Origin of the sequence: Corynebacterium durum (genome assembly GCF_030408675.1) — a bacterium.
GTDB lineage: Bacteria > Actinomycetota > Actinomycetes > Mycobacteriales > Mycobacteriaceae > Corynebacterium > Corynebacterium durum.
On the sequence record NZ_CP047200.1, the window covers coordinates 2740209 to 2755827 of the forward strand.

Sequence of the window (15619 nt, forward strand, 5' to 3'; positions counted from 1 at the left end):
TTTACTTCACCACCAGGTTCACCATGCGACCGGGCACCACGATCTCCTTGACCACGGTCTTTCCTTCCACATGGTTGGCAATGCCAGGATCGGCCAGTGCTGCGGCGATGATGTCGGCCTGGGCGGCGTCAACAGCCACGGTCACGCGACCACGAACTTTACCGTTGACCTGAACGGGAAGCTCGATGGTGTCATCCACCAACCATTGTTCGTCGAAGGTGGGGAAGGGTTCGTACGCCACGGTGCCATCGGCCGTCTTGTTGCCAAGACGAGTCCATAGTTCCTCGGCAATGTGGGGTGCCACCGGCGCAACCATCAAAACCACGGGTTCAACCGCCGAGCGAGGTGCGCCAGCCGGGTATGCCTTGGTCAGGTAGTTCACGTACTCGATGAGTTTGGCCACTACCGTGTTCAGGCGTAGTTCGGCGTAATCCTCACGCACACCAGCAACAGTCCGGTGCAGGGCCTTGTTGTCATCGTCGGTCAACACAGCGTCGTCAACAACAACCAGGTTGCCGGTGTTTTCATCAATCACCAAGCGCCAGAGGCGCTGCAGGAAACGCTGGGCGCCCACGACGTCTTTGGTGGCCCAGGGGCGGGATGTGTCCAGGGGACCCATGGCCATTTCGTACACGCGAAGCGTATCGGCACCGTAGTCGTCGCAGATTTCCTCGGGGGATACGGAGTTTTTCAGAGATTTACCCATTTTTCCGTATTCCTGAGTGACTTCTTCCCCGTTGTAGAAGAATCGACCGTCGCGTTCTTCCACCTCGGCGGCGGGCACGTACATGCCACGGGAGTCGACGTAGGCGAAGGCTTGGATGTAACCCTGGTTGTAGAGGCGTCGATACGGCTCACGTGAGGTAACATACCCCAGGTCGTAAAGCACTTTGTGCCAGAACCGGGCGTACAGCAGGTGCAACACGGCGTGCTCGACACCGCCGACGTACAGGTCAACACCACCGCTGTCAGACGTGGAGCGGGGACCGGTCCAGTAGCGCTCATTGTCAATGTTGCAGAACTCGTCAGCGTTGGTGGGGTCAATGTAACGCAGCTGGTACCAGGACGAACCAGCCCATTGAGGCATGACGTTCGTGTCACGGGTATACCGTTGCACCCCATCGCCGAGGTCTAGTTCCACCTCAACCCAGTCTTTAGCCTTGGCCAGTGGTGGTTGTGGTTCGGAATCAGCGTCATTGGGGTCGAAGGACACGGGGTTGTAGTCCTCCACATCGGGCAGCTCGATGGGAAGCATGGATTCCGGCAGGCCGTGAGCGATTCCATCGGCGTCGTACACGATGGGGAAGGGTTCGCCCCAGTAGCGCTGGCGAGCAAACAGCCAGTCCCGCAGCTTGTATTGGATTTTCTCGCGTCCCAGGCTCCGAGCTTCCAACCAGGAAATGACGGCGGCGATGGCGTCTTCTTTGCCCAGGCCGTTGATGTCTAGACCGGACTCGTTTGCCGAGTTCACGGCCACACCTGCTTCGGTGTATGCCTCGACGGAAATGTCACCACCTGCAACAACTTCAACCAAAGGCAGACCAAATTCACCGGCAAATTCGTAGTCGCGGGAATCGTGGGCGGGCACGGCCATGATGGCACCGGTACCGTAGCCGGTGAGTACATAGTCCGCAATGAACACGGGAATGCGCGCACCGTTGACCGGGTTGGTGGCGTACACGCCCAGGAAAACGCCGGTTTTTTCTTTGTTTTCCTGGCGTTCCAGGTCGGATTTTGCCGCAATGGAGGCACGGTATGCTGCCACCGCCTTAGAAGGTGTGGAATGCCCGAAAGTCCACCGCGCGTCAACCGCATCTGCTGCGTAAGCGTTGGCAGGGGCGGCGTCTACTAGGGCGTCGACAAGCGGATGCTCGGGGGCAAGCACCATGTAGGTGGCACCAAACAGCGTGTCGGGGCGGGTAGTGAACACAGTGATCGTCGCCTCACCCGCAACAGCCTCACCTGCAGCAGCCTCCACTGCAAAATCCACCTCAGCACCGCGTGAACGTCCAATCCAGTTCTGCTGCATGCTTTTGACTTTGTCCGGCCAGTCCAACAGTGCGAGATCGTCGAGCAGGCGGTCGGCGTAGGCGGTGATGCGCATCATCCATTGCGAGAGGTTCTTACGGAACACCGGGAAGTTCCCGCGTTCGGAACGCCCGTCGGCTGTGACTTCCTCGTTCGCCAGTACCGTTCCCAACCCGGGGCACCAGTTCACCAGGGAGTTCGTGCGGTAAACCAGACGGAAAGAGTCAACAACCTCGGCTTTCTGCTGAGGTGTCAGTTCTGCATAAGCACTAGTACCAAATTTCACCGCCAGTTCCTCGGGCACAGTAACCTCGCCGGATTCCAGCAGGGGGTGCAGCTCGGCAATGGGGCGAGCTTTCTGCTGCGCCGGATCGAACCAGGCGTTGAAAATCTGCAGGAAAATCCACTGTGTCCAGCGGTAAAACTCAACATCGGTAGTGGCCACGGCGCGTCGTTTATCGTGCGCCAAGCCCAGACGACCGAGTTGACGTTCCATATTGCTAATGGATTCCTGGGTTTTCACCCGCGGGTGTGTTCCCGTCTGAATGGCGTACTGCTCGGCAGGCAGGCCAAACGCGTCATAGCCCAGGGTATGCAGCACGTTTTTGCCCAGCATTCGGTTGTATCGTCCGAACACGTCGGTGGCAATGTATCCCAGCGGGTGCCCCACATGCAGGCCCGCCCCAGAGGGGAAGGGGAACATGTCCTGCACAAACAGCTTTTCCTCCGGCAGTGTTTCGCCGCCCGTGGGGGCAAGGTCGCCTACCGGGTTTGGGGCGTTAAAAGTGCCGTTGTCTATCCAGAATTTCTGCCACGTTTTCTCTATCGTGGCAGCCAGTTCTGGGGAATAACGATGTGCAGGGGTCTCGCTCGGATTAGTCATGAGAAACAGTCTAGACCCTGCCCTAAACCTGCTGCTTATCGACGCCGCGTTACCCCATCACCGCGCTATCGCCCAGGTTTACTGCCGAGGTCGCTCAAAAACAATGAGAATGCCGTCAACCCCACCGGGCCCTATGCGTCCTTTGACGTCTGCGGCGGTCATAGACTTGTACAACCAGCCGTCTTTCGCTTCATCGTTAAGAATCTTCTCCAGTTTTTTGCCGGACATTTTGCCGCCCAGCAGCCCTTCACGAACTTCCACTACTTTGTACTCCATACGTTCAATATAGCGATGAAATCCGCAGGGCTGCCGTTAACGCAATCTGCTACTGGAGCCTGCGACGCAGCAACACCCCACCGCTGACGGTAAGTACGGCACCTAGCAGCACCAGCCCTAACACTGAGGAACCCGTCATGGCCAGCTTTTCGACGCCTCGTTGACGCTCAGGCTGCGCCACAACCTGTGCTGGTACGTTGCTTCCATACTCTGGTGTGCGCGGATCGCCTGAAGCGGGAGGCACCCCTGGCTTCTTGGTGCGCGGTTCCGGTGTTTGGTTGCAGGGAACTGCGGTTTTCACCTCGTTACTGTTCACCCCGGGCTTCGTCACGGCGTCGAAAACCGGATAACCCTCGGTGAGTAGGTAACCAGTGTCGCGGACGTACCCTGATTCAGGCTTGTCTTTCACTGTTGCGGCAAACGACACAGACACCACAGTATCTGGGTTATTTTTGCGGCTAGCTGCAAGTTTGGTTAGGCCCACAGGTGTGAGTTCCATGGTGGCCACTCGCTGTGCGTCCACGGTGAAGGTGTAATCTTTACGTTTATCAAGCTCCACAGTTTTACCGCCAGTGGCACGGTTACTGATGGTCACAGTGTGGGAACTATCCTTCACTGCAACACCGTCCGGTACGGGATTAGCAATCGTGTAGCGGTGAATCTTCCCGTCGCTTTGTGGGGCAGGGGAGTTGCCTGTGACTGTGTAGGTGACTGTGCCACCAACGTCAGTGCAGCGCTTATCCACATCCGCTGTTGTTGTCAGCTTTTGGTCCTTTGCGTGCACCTCCACCTCATACATCCAGCGACCACGTGTCTGCAGATCAGTAGTAGGCACCGTCACAAGGAATGGAGACACCACCGAAAGGTGCTTGTCTTGGGCGGGACTCGGAGCCTCCGTGACGTAGTACAACCCAAGCGGCAGATTTGCTAGACGTGCGCTACCGTCTGGACCTGTTTCCCCACGCACAACCGTGGTACTCAAATCACTTTCCCTACCACCACCAGCATAGAAGTCAGCCGCCTTGACGTTTTCTGCGGCCAACCACCCCTCATTAGTGGTCAGATCAATGCCCATGACTTTCCGAGCCTCAAAACGAATACCCGGGATAGGGGAGCGGTCCAGGCTGGCCGTGGGATTCTGCGGATCACCAAACTGCGTCAAAGGATCACCCGATGATTTGTGAATGACCAACGTACCTTGGCGGTTACTATCGATCAACCCAGCGTGACGCTGCGAAACCGACTCGTGTGTAGCCTGCGCAACCACTGTTTTCTCGGCTGCACTAGCAAGAGCGAGTGGATGTGCACTCAGGGCGACGACAACCGCTGCGACACATGCGATGCTGCGTTTCTTCATGGGATTACACCTTTGCCTCTACAGTGGGCGTGTTTATTTCGGTACGAGCTTTTTTGCGCTGCCGCAGCACCCAGGCAAAAGCTGCGATGACCAGGAGCACAATGACTGCGGCCGACCCAAGGACAGCGGTCATCCAGCCCTGCCACGGGTGGTGAACAGTATCAAACACCTGATTCGCCTCGCCGGGTTCCATTTCTGCACGAACCGCCTGCACAAGAAGACGATGCGAGTTCACCCCATACGGCGTACAGGTAATCAAAGTAATCATGTCGCGCCCCGGAACGGGCGCCAATTTATCCGTCTCAGTCGGGAGCACAACAAACGTGTCCTCCACAACATACTTAAGTTTCTGTCCAGCAACGTCCACGTAGATGGCGTCGCCCTTTTTCACATCAACAAGGTTGTCCCACAAGGTGGCCTGCGACAGGCCCGTATGTCCCGTCAACACCGCATGAGTACTCTCACCCCCCACAGGGAAGGCACTTCCATACAGGTGACCGATGCCTTTAGCCAACACCGACTCATCCGAACCGTGATAGATCGGCAAATCAGACGAAATGGCGGGAATCACCACACGACCCATCACCTCACCGACATCAAGCACATCCAGATAGCGCTGGTACTCAAGGTTGTCGGCCTCAACCCGCGCCAACCATGGGTCGAGGATAGGTCCACCCTGAAACTGGGCATTCCAGTCCTGAGCTTCGCGGAGTTCATCAACATAGCGCTGCTGGGTCGCCGGGTCTTGCACCTGACTTGCATAGGCTTCGACCTGGCTACTCTGCTGAGCGTTATTCCACACTGTGGCCACGACAGGATACAAAAGAACCCCAACACCAATGAGAACTAACAGCAAAGGAAGGAGTAACCTCGCTGCTGATGATCGGCTAGATGACCAAGGCTTTTTCACTGACCTGTGGCGCAAGCCCATGATGTTTAACACCCCACGAAAATCGGACTGGACGGAAAATAACTTAGGAACCCTGGCGACGGAACATGTAGACGGCGCTACCGCCACCCACCAGAACGATCAGGCCACCGGCCAGGATCAACGTGGTGATACCAGCGCCACCTGTCAGCGGCAGGTTGTGCCCACCGTTGTGCTTAGCATCCGTCACCGTCGGGGTGGACAAAGCGATCGTCTCGTTGCTGCCCTTGTTCACCTGGAAGAAGAACGGGGTAGCCAACAGCGAATAGCCCGGGTGTGCTTTGGTCTCCACCAAGCAGTAGCCCTTAGCCTTCTCCGCCTGATTCTCGACGGCCGCGCCATCGGCGAAGTCATTCACATGCAGGCCCTGCACCGTAGCGCCCGGAACGACATCCGTGCGGATCTTGTTACCCAGGTGGTTAATATCGTCACAGGCGTAGATATCAAAACGAGCTTCATTCAGCGGCTGCTTGTCGCTGTTCTGCTTCACAACCTTGACGTTGCCGAAATAGGTCTTCGGCTTATCCTTCGGGGTTGACGGAGGCTTGGGGTTGGTCGGATCTTCGTGCTCAGAGTACGACGTCAACTCAGCGTCGTTAACCACCGGAGCCAACGGATCGACAGAATTAACGTGCTGCACCATGAAGTCAGCCACCGTCACCAGCTTGCGCTTTTGGGCCGGAAGATTCGAAATCTTTGCCAAACCAGCGGCAGTGAAATCAATGACCAGCTTTGCTTTGCCGGCAGCATTTTCTTGACGCACGGCGTAGTCAACGCCTTCGTTGAAGGTCACCGAGTTGTCAGCCAGTTTCACGGACTTGATGTGACCATCGGTGAGACGCGCCGGGTCATACACGTCGGCGACCTTGTAGGATGCGAGTTTCTGGGACTCGGGAATCTTGGAAGTGATGGTGTACCCGATGCGGTCACCAACATTTTTACCTTGGTCCTGAACCGTCTTGGTAATCACGTCTTCGACGGGCTTATTCTTCGGGTAGACGTGAACGTTGTATTCCCACGTGTTCTTGGTGTTTGGGTTGGTCAGAGGCAGCGTGACGTAGAATTCACGTTCCACGGATTCATAGCCCAGCGGGGCGGAAATTTCTGTGACCTTGTACAGACCAACAGCCAAGCCATCGAATACGGCTTCGCCATTAGCTCCGGTCGGTTTGGTCACGGCGGGGCCGAGGTCGTTGCTCCCGGTTTTAACAACTTTTTCTGCAGCCAACCAGCCTTCGTTGGTGGTGAGGTCGATATTGTTAACCTTCTGAACCTGGAACACGGCGTTACGGAGGGGCTCGCCCAGACCGTTGACGTTATCGCGACGCAAACCATTGTCACGCTCGGTGCCCACGTTGTTCTTGGAGAACTTGTGAATGGTCAGTGAGGTGGGGGCGGTCTTGTTGATGGTTCCTACCGGAGCGTTGGGTATGCTGCTGGACGCACCTGGGACGCTCTTTGTTGCACCGGGGGTTGCCACGGCAACACCCATGCCGATGCCAGTACTGGTGAGAATAACGCCGGTGGCAACGGCAGCGACGAGGCTCTTTTTGAAGATGTTCATGGAAAGCTCTTCCTGGATAGGTCGACGATGGTGTTATAAGTGCTCACTGTTTGTAGGTGCCAGGTGTTTCATTCACTGTTGCACCGAGGGCGCGGATCGTTCATGATGCGTACCTTTCGTTTGTTGCGTTTTATTACTACTTATTCAGTTGTGCGTTGTCGTCTGAAGACAATTCCCGCGAGACCCGCAGCGAGGAGCACCGTGAACATTCCGGCACCGATGTACCCGCCGTGCCCGAATCCACCGGACCGCGGCATTTCGCCAACCATGGCGGGAAACTTAAACACCCACGCACTGGCACTTCCAGTCAACGGTTGTGCCTGCTCAGGCGCGGTAGCTTGATAGGCGGGTACGGTGTAGTACGCCTGCGCGTTGATCTGCGTGTGCGTGTACGCACCTGTAGCTGGAATAGCCTTCGGATCAGTGACGGTGGTGTGGCACACAATCTCACCGTGATGGTTCTTGTCCACCGCGAGGCGCGGGGCGTCGTTACGCGTACCAGAACCAGGAATTACTGTGGCTCCGGTGCACTGCAGGGTGCCAAGGGTTAAGTGCTGGTCGGTATGCGCACCAGTGTTGACATCCATGACAACATCGCTGATGTCAATGGTGTCTAGCGGGTACGAACCAGTGCCGAAGCGGTAGGTGAACTGCACTTCCTTGGCGGTCGGGGCGAGGGGGTACGCCTGTTCCTTGGTGTATGCCTTCTGGGTGTACACCTCTTTATCTACGGTCAGTTCCGGCATTGCCACACTGACGCAGGCTGATGCGGTTTTCTCCTCGGTCGCGACTTTAGCGCCCTTGACATCTTTGCGTGCATCGCCTGAAGCAAATTTCACCTGGTTAACCAACCCTTTATCCATGCTTCCATCAACGCATTGATGGTGGTCACGAACGTCACGGGTAGCTTTCGGATCGGCGACGCGGTAGCGAACCTCTACACGCATCGTTGCTGTCTGCTGTGGCTGGATCTTCTTCATGTCAGCCTTCGCAAGACGCCAGGAACCTGTCTTCTCTTTACGTAGCCCAGCGGGGTTGGTCACCAGATCTCCAGAAACAACCATGCCGATCACGTTCATACCGGAAAGGGTGGTGGGTTCTTCGACGATGTCCTGCGGCGTCGCAGTAAATGCGGAATCGTTTTTTACAGCAACTTCGTAGGTAGCGGTTAACTCCTGATTGGCCACACCAGTGACTACCACGGGGCTGTACACGGCTTTCTTACTGAGGGTAAACGCCGCATTGTGGGGAGCCTTCAGGTCAACGCAGGCGTTTTTCCACTTGTCACGATGGTCTTTGTCGCTGCGCAGCGCCACTGTGTTGACCAAACCAACACCCTCGTGGTTAGAACTGGAGCGACACGTCAGTGCCTTTTCATTACGGACGGTCGCGTCAGGGTCGGTAGCCACATACGTCACCGCTACCGTCATGGACCGTTCGGTGTGAGCACCGATAGGCTGCATCTTGTCGTGCGGGATCAGCCACGAGTTGCCTTCTTGAGCAAGTCTCATGTTCTGCTCCGTGACCAGTTCACCAGAAACATGCACTTCAGCTATGTTCATGCCAGGGAAAGCTTGCGGCGCTTCGAGAATGTCGCCAGGTTGCGCCTGGTGACTGGCATTATTACGAACTTTCACACGGTATTCTGCGGTGATGCGTTGATCCTTCTCACCGGTGAGTGCAATCGGTTCACTTATTTTTTCTTTGTTCACCACAAAGTCAGCGGCGGGCACAACGTTTTTGAACGTACACTCCACGGTGTCCAGATGGTTAGCGTTGCGAACAGTCAGCCCGTTGGCACTGGGGTTTTGCTCAACATAGATGGTGTTGCTGTCCATGCGCGCCGGTGGCACTCCATCAACCACGGTTTTCGACGTCCCGTGCACGTCTTTCGCCGTACACACTGCGGCTTTACGCTGCTTACCGTTGAGGAAAAGGCTCCACCCGGGTTTATTCTGCAGATTTTCTGATACCTCAATTGTCCCCGGCTCAAACCCCTCTCGCCCACGTAGGGTTGGCATGGTCAGCGTTGCGATGCCGTCATCATCGGTTGTTGCCTGCGGCCCCAGTACTTTTTCGACACCGCCTCGGCGTGTCTTGTACAACTGGGAAGTAAATTCGAAGCCCGCCCCAGAAAGACCAGGGGTAGTAATGTCTTTGCTGTTGTGCAAGACCTTACCGTTTGCATCAACAAGTTCCTTTTTGATCACCAACTTGGCACCACAGCCTGCGAAGGATTTCCTCAACTCCTCGCGAAGATGCTCAAACCCGTTGGGCAGGATAATGCGATCTTGGCTGATGGTTTCCAGCAGTTTCAGCTGGCTAGCCACGTAAAGAACGTAGTCGTTATAATATTCGCGCTCAACACCTGGGAAGTCGACGGTTGCCGCATAGCTCTCACGGTGACGGTATTTGTACGTGGTTTCCCATGCTGCGCCTTCAATGCTCTGGCCGTATTCGGGATTGGGGTGTATTTCCACACGATCGCTGCTGTCAGCGCGGAATCCTACACCCACGCCCACCACATAGGTTCCTTTGCTGCGCAGTTGTTCTGCATAGTATTGGGCCCAAATCACGTCATAGTCATTGGTGACCACACCCCATCCAAATGGCGCAGTTGGCCTACCATCGGTGATGAAGTACACGACGTCGTACTTTTCACCATTATCGGCTGCCTCTGATAGCCGTTTGAGCGCATCACTCCAGTTGGTTCCGCCTCGCCTGTAATCACGGTCCCCGGGTAGAGTGAGCCTGTCTAAGGTTTGTTTCGCGTTGTTGACGTCCTGGTTGGAGTCCATTTTCGCGTTGATCACCTCGGCGTTGACATCACCAGGTGCCTCAGTGGCAAAGTTCATGATGCTGAGCGTTGTGGAGGTTCCAGAGAGGATGTCCACCACGGTTTTACCCGCCTCTTTGCTGGCTGCGAGTCCTTGCTGCCCAATGGATTGGGATACGTCAAAGACCAGTGCGGTACGCAAACCACATCGCGGAATGGCACGGATGGTCTTAGCAATGGAGTTATCTGCTTCCTTAGCGTGAGGATCGGCTTGTTTCGAGGTGTTTGCCCCATCAAAGTCCGTGGCAGTCTCGGCAACGAGTGACGCTACTTTGGCTGCTTCCGGGTTACTGGCGGGCGAAATCGGTTCCTTCTTGCTGTCGGGGGAAGTGGGAACTTGCGGTGCTGACGCATCGTATGGCGCTTTCTCTGCAGGACTTGCGTCAGCAACAACTGGATGCGTAGTAGTCCCCACAACAAGCGTTGCAGCTGCAATAAGCGCGGATACCGAAGAGAGCACACGGCGGCATGTTTGCCTGGTGTTACGCAGGCATCCCTTGCCCTGATTGTGGTGATTGTGGTCACGCACCGTGATGCGCCTTTCTTTACAATTCCGTTTACCCCTATGCGGTATCGCAACTGGCTGCGGAAGCAGCCACCCCGTTGACATCCACTATGTCAGCGACCCGGCATCACATAGGAATTTTCTTAATTTCGTCTCTTACAGTCTTATACTTTTCTTTCTTTTTGCAAAGCTGACATATAAACATCTTGCTGGGCTTTACCCCCACAGCCAGAAACGCGCAGGTCATAATTATCACTTTCGATACCTGCGCTACCCCCATCATTGGCATACAAAATGCGCAGTTCAGAGCTATAATTTGAAAAATTACTGAATCGTCGGTATGCCGTGCCGTCAGCATCCACCATGGTCAAGAGCATACAAAAACCTCATCCTGAAAACATAGATTCAAGATGAGGTTTTCCTGAGAGTTTTATGGTGCCACTAATAAATTGCCAGCGTCCTACTCCTCAATGATGTCGTCGCGGCTACTTTGCACATCGACCAGCTCAGCACGAGAGATCTGGCCCTTCGCAAGTTTATTAACCACAAGGGCAATAGCGCCGTCGCCGGTCACGTTACATGCCGTGCCGAAAGAGTCGATGGCGATGTACGCGGCAATCATGAGCCCCACTTGGTCGTTCGTAAATCCCAGCATGGAGGACAGCAAGCCCACAGCTGCCATAATCGCACCACCAGGTACGCCCGGCGCGGCGACCATGGTGATGCCCAGCATGAAGATGAACCCGATGGCCTTGCCTGGTGTCAGCTCAATGTCCGCCATGTACGTGATCGCAAAAGCAAAGAGACCAATCTTGAGCATGGAGCCGGCCAGGTGCGTGGTGGCGCAGAGGGGAACAGTGAAGCCTGCGACGGACGGCGCGACGTTGTTGCGCTTAGCACAGTCGTAGGTGACGGGAATGGTAGCGGCGGAGGAGGAGGTACCCAGCGCGGTGACATAGGCGGGCAGCATGTTCTTCAGCGCCACGAAGGGGTTTTTACCTGCGATACTGCCTGCAATAACGAACTGTATGAGCAGCAGCACGATGGTGAGCACCACCGCCAGCACGAGCACTCGGGCAAAAGCACTTAGGATCTGCAGAAGGTTTCCGTTCATCCCCATGGACAGGAACATGCCGAAGATGAAGATCGGCAAAAGCGGGATAATAAACTTGGTGATGACGTGCATGACCACGCGTTCCAGGTCACGCACCCCTGCAAAGAGCGTATCGCTGCGCACAGCAGTCATGGCCACGCCAATAGTAAAGGCAAGGAGAAGAGCCGTCATCACGCCCATGGGTGGTTCCATGTCAATTTTGAAGTAGGGGCTCAGGGCGCCTTTTTCCACATCCGCCGCAGCGACCATACCTTGCCCTGCCAGTAATCGTGGGTAGAGAGCGGATGCGGAAAGATAGGCCATGAGTCCAGCGAAAATAGTGGAAGCATAGGCGATGGCCGTGGTGATGGCCAGCCATTTTCCTGCGCCTTTACCAATCCCGGCGATGGCCGGGGTGATCAGGGCGAAAATCAAGACGGGGATGAAAAATCCAAGGAAATTTCCGAACAGACCGTTGAAGGTGGCGAAAACGCGCCCCAGCCAGTCGGGGAAAAATAAGCTGCATACGATGCCGGAGATAATTGCTACGACAATGCGAAAAAGCAGCGAGGAGGAGAGTCGTCGAAGATCCATACGTTCTTCCCTAGGTTCGGACCCCGGATGGGACCGGGGTCACTACGGTGCATAAACTGTTTATAAGGTAACAGCTTTCAGCATTGGTCACGAACGCCTATACCTAACAACAACGGGTGTTCCGACTGCCGGATCGTCTAAAACTACTGCGTTGGGGGCGAAAAACAGTCGCGGCATGTTTTTCGGTAAGAATGTCCACCAGACAGGGGTGGGACCGATAATAGCAGTGGCTGTGGTTGAGGGATTGACCACCGAGACGTCGTCAAGCGCAAGCATATCCTGGCATTTTTCGACCATAAATTCGCAACATCACCCCACCCGACTACACTTGCGCTTATGATTGCCGTGACCACGCTACTGTTGATTCTCGCCGCACTCTTCATCATTGTTGGCGGCCTGGGGTGGGCTGGAAAATTGCCAGGAAACGGCGTGATAGGCATTCGTGTACCGGAAGTCCGTAAAACCAAGGAACTGTGGGACACCGCACACCGCATCGCCGGACCGCTCTGGACAGTCAGCGGCGTCGTCCTCGCCCTTGGCGGCATACTTTCGTTCGGTGCTAGCGGGTGGATGTGGCTGGTCGTCGCACTCGCTGTTGTCGGCTCCCTCGCGCTTTTGGGCATGGGTGCCGGCATGGGCGCACATGCCGTCGCGCTTATCGACGCCCGCGCCACTGCCGAAGCAGCCTCCGATTCCGGCTGCGATTGCTGCTCTTCAGGGGCTTCCGACGCATCGGCGTCCTCCACAGCTGCCTCCGATGCCCATGACCCCAGCGTGGATTGCGGCGTGAGCGGCGGCTGTGGTTCCTGTTCACTCAACGGGGCGTGTGAAGGCGGCTCCGATGCCTTCGCAGCAGGTGAGTCCTTTGGCAGCGTAGACTTAGATGCCGTACGTAAGGCCGCTGCGAAAGGCGATGATCGTCAGCATGGGAACACCACAGTTCATCCTTAACCTGAGAAAGAAAATCGGACACGACGAGCTATGGCTGCCCGGGGTGACAGGGGTAATACTCCGCAGCGGTGACGGTGGGGGAGGGGAGGGGACTGCGCAGGAAGTCCTGCTGGTGCAGCGCAGTGATAACCACCACTGGACACCTGTAACCGGCATCTGCGAGCCTAGCGAGCAGCCTGACACAGCTATCATGCGGGAAGCTTTGGAAGAAACGGGGCTGCAGATTCAGGTGGACCGCCTGCTGTGGGTGCAAGCCATCGACGCGTTGACCTATATCAATGGAGACGTTGCCAGTTACATGGACACCGCATTTGCCTGTTCGGTAGTCCCCGGCACATCGTCTATTCCTCATGTTGCCGACGATGAGAGCGTCGCAGTCGGTTGGTTTCATGTTGACGAGCTGCCGGCCATGAAGCCGCGTTTTGAGCATTTAATTACAATCGCAAGCACAGGAACTTCCCGTAGTCCGGCGGGCTGGGGACCAGCGTCAACCTAGGAGAAAGAGTTGCGCTATAATGCAACTCGCTGGCATTGCAGAGAAAGCTGATGATGTTTCATGTCCGACGCATGCGGTTGCACCACTTCCACACCAGCCGAGAACACTCACGGTGCTAGGTACCAATTCTGGGATAACGCCCTCATCCTTCCCATCCTGTCCGGGCTGTTATTAGTGTTGGGCGTGATCACCGAGGGCCGGGTGCCTGGGACAGTTCACCAACTCTTCTTCTGGGCCTCTCTCGTTGCTGGTGGCATCACTTTTGTACCGGATGCACTCAAGCGATTGGTCCTGCCTGGACGTCGCCTCCGCCAACGCTTGAGCATCGGCCTACTTATGACCATCAGCGCAATTGGCGCGGTGTTACTCGGATACACCGCCGAAGCAGCAGCGCTAGCATTCCTGTTTTCCATTGCGGAAACCTTGGAAGACCGGGCATTCGCCCAGGCACGGAGTAGTTTGCGTTCACTCTACGAACTAATCCCCTCCACGGCGACAGTTCGGCGAGGCGCGGAGACAGTGGAGATCACATCAGCAGACATCGTTCCTGGGGATGTGATTGTGCTTCGGGCAGGTGATGCCGCCCCCACTGATGGCAATGTTTCACGTGGAACATCGTCACTTGATACCGCTGCCATCACTGGAGAATCCCTCCCGCGCGACGTTGCAGAAGGTGATGAGGTGCACGCTGGGAGCATTAACCTTGCCGCGCCCATCGAGATCACAGCAACCAGCCCAGGGACCGATAATTCCATCACCACCATCGTTCGCCTCGTCGAAGACGCACAGAACAAGCAGGGCGAACGCGCACGACTGGCTGACCGTATCGCCCGCCCCCTCATTCCAGGCGTGCTGGTCCTGTCACTTCTTGTTGGTGTCATTGGTTCGTTTCTAGGCGATCCTGCCACATGGATCACTCGCGCGCTGATCGTTCTTGTCGCGGCATCTCCCTGCGCTATCGCCATTGCCGTCCCTGTAACCGTAATTTCTGCCATCGGAGCGGCTACACGCTGGGGCGTGATCATCACCTCGGGCTCCGCTTTTGAACGTTTAGGAGCTATTGATCGGCTGGCTTTTGATAAAACCGGTACATTGACCGCGAATCGCCCCACGGTCACCACCGTTATTGGCGACCCCGACACAGTGGCCTTAGCCGCATCAGTGGAACAACACAGCCTACATCCCTTGGCGCAGGCCATCGTTGCCGCGCACGAAGGCCCGCTATTAGAAACCCATAACATCGTCGAAACCCCAGGTCAAGGCATTAAAGCCGAGGTTATTGACTCAGCTGGGCAATCCAGAACAATAACAATCCAAAGTCCCCGTTCCTGCACATTTCTTCAAGAAAAATGGGCGCACACAACACACGACCTTGAACAAACTGGTGCCACGGTCGTCGTCGTGGCCGAAGATGACACCGTAAAAGGGCTTGTGGGCATCGGCGATCCCGCGCGGGAATCTTCAGCTCGGGCGATTGAAGAACTACACACGATGGGTATCCGCACCGCGATGCTCACTGGCGACAACAAGCACGCGGGGAAAGCGCTTGCCACCACCGTCGGAATCGACGAGGTTCACGCTGAACTTCTGCCAGAGGATAAGGCACAGTTCGTTGATGGACGCTGGGCCATGGTAGGGGACGGGATTAACGACGCCCCGGCACTCGCCGCCGCAACGGTCGGCATTGCCATGGGCGCCACAGGTACCGACGCCGCGATGGCTTCAGCTGATGTCGCGCTCACCGGAACCGATCTGCGGCTCCTTCCACGGGCTATGGCCCACGCGAGAGCTGCGCGGCGCATCATGAATGTGAATATCGGGTTAGCGCTGGCGATTATTGTTGCTTTGCCCCCGCTTGCCCTCTGCGGGGTACTTGGTCTTGCGGAGGTGGTGTTCATCCATGAAGTCGCGGAAGTAGCTATCATAGCTAACGGTCTGCGCGCAGGATTGAGGCGACGCTCGCAAATGTTGCTTTAAAAAGCAACTCAGCATTACGTGAATGCGCTACGTCGTTACATTATCAATTACGTCACTTGTGACGATAAAACAGAGCGCATAAAATTATGTGACACAGGCAGGAGAGTGCTACTCTTAAAGACATGTCGAAT

11 protein-coding genes are annotated in these 15619 nt (G+C 56.1%); 3 read left to right on the forward strand and 8 right to left on the reverse strand.

Annotated elements, in window-relative coordinates; all coding sequences use genetic code 11:
- Position 1: 1 nt before the first annotated feature.
- The 8 genes from leuS to CDUR_RS12740 form a co-directional block, all read right to left on the reverse strand.
- Positions 2 to 2911 carry a leucine--tRNA ligase gene (gene leuS / locus CDUR_RS12705; protein ID WP_179418479.1) on the reverse strand — a complete coding sequence of 970 codons (2910 nt, stop codon included), beginning with the start codon at positions 2909 to 2911 and terminating at the stop codon, positions 2 to 4.
- A gap of 78 nt (positions 2912 to 2989) precedes the next feature.
- The gene (locus tag CDUR_RS12710; RefSeq protein WP_006061685.1) at positions 2990 to 3187 is read right to left on the reverse strand and encodes a DUF4177 domain-containing protein; all 198 of its coding nucleotides are present in this window, start codon (positions 3185 to 3187) and stop codon (positions 2990 to 2992) included.
- A 49-nt stretch (positions 3188 to 3236) separates the two neighbouring features.
- Positions 3237 to 4544, reverse strand: coding sequence for a SpaH/EbpB family LPXTG-anchored major pilin (locus tag CDUR_RS12715; RefSeq protein ID WP_179418480.1), 1308 nt, complete (start codon positions 4542 to 4544; stop codon positions 3237 to 3239).
- Positions 4545 to 4548: 4 nt separating this feature from the next.
- Entirely contained in the window at positions 4549 to 5400 is an 852-nt protein-coding gene (locus CDUR_RS12720; protein WP_179418481.1) for a class C sortase, read from the reverse strand.
- A gap of 118 nt (positions 5401 to 5518) precedes the next feature.
- Complete coding sequence (locus CDUR_RS12725; protein WP_006061682.1) at positions 5519 to 7036, reverse strand: SpaH/EbpB family LPXTG-anchored major pilin; 1518 nt, start codon at positions 7034 to 7036, stop codon at positions 5519 to 5521.
- Between the two features lie 140 nt (positions 7037 to 7176).
- Positions 7177 to 10332, reverse strand: coding sequence for a vWA domain-containing protein (locus CDUR_RS12730; RefSeq protein WP_179418482.1), 3156 nt, complete (start codon positions 10330 to 10332; stop codon positions 7177 to 7179).
- 209 nt (positions 10333 to 10541) lie between these two features.
- Positions 10542 to 10742, reverse strand: a complete 201-nt coding sequence (locus CDUR_RS12735; protein ID WP_179418483.1) for a hypothetical protein — start codon at positions 10740 to 10742, stop codon at positions 10542 to 10544.
- A gap of 95 nt (positions 10743 to 10837) precedes the next feature.
- Positions 10838 to 12064 carry a dicarboxylate/amino acid:cation symporter gene (locus CDUR_RS12740; protein ID WP_179418484.1) on the reverse strand — a complete coding sequence of 409 codons (1227 nt, stop codon included), beginning with the start codon at positions 12062 to 12064 and terminating at the stop codon, positions 10838 to 10840.
- Positions 12065 to 12400: 336 nt separating this feature from the next.
- Here CDUR_RS12740 and CDUR_RS12745 point away from each other — a divergent pair, with 336 nt between their 5' ends.
- The 3 genes from CDUR_RS12745 to CDUR_RS12755 are packed head-to-tail and all read left to right on the forward strand — an operon-like array spanning position 12401 to position 15488.
- On the forward strand, positions 12401 to 13015 hold the full coding sequence (locus CDUR_RS12745; RefSeq protein WP_179418485.1) for an SdpI family protein: 615 nt from the start codon (positions 12401 to 12403) through the stop codon (positions 13013 to 13015).
- Entirely contained in the window at positions 12990 to 13511 is a 522-nt protein-coding gene (locus CDUR_RS12750) for an NUDIX hydrolase (RefSeq protein WP_179418486.1), read from the forward strand. Before CDUR_RS12745 ends, CDUR_RS12750 begins: the two co-directional genes overlap by 26 nt.
- 60 nt (positions 13512 to 13571) lie before the next feature.
- Positions 13572 to 15488, forward strand: a complete 1917-nt coding sequence (locus CDUR_RS12755) for a heavy metal translocating P-type ATPase (protein WP_179418487.1) — start codon at positions 13572 to 13574, stop codon at positions 15486 to 15488.
- Positions 15489 to 15619: the final 131 nt, after the last annotated feature.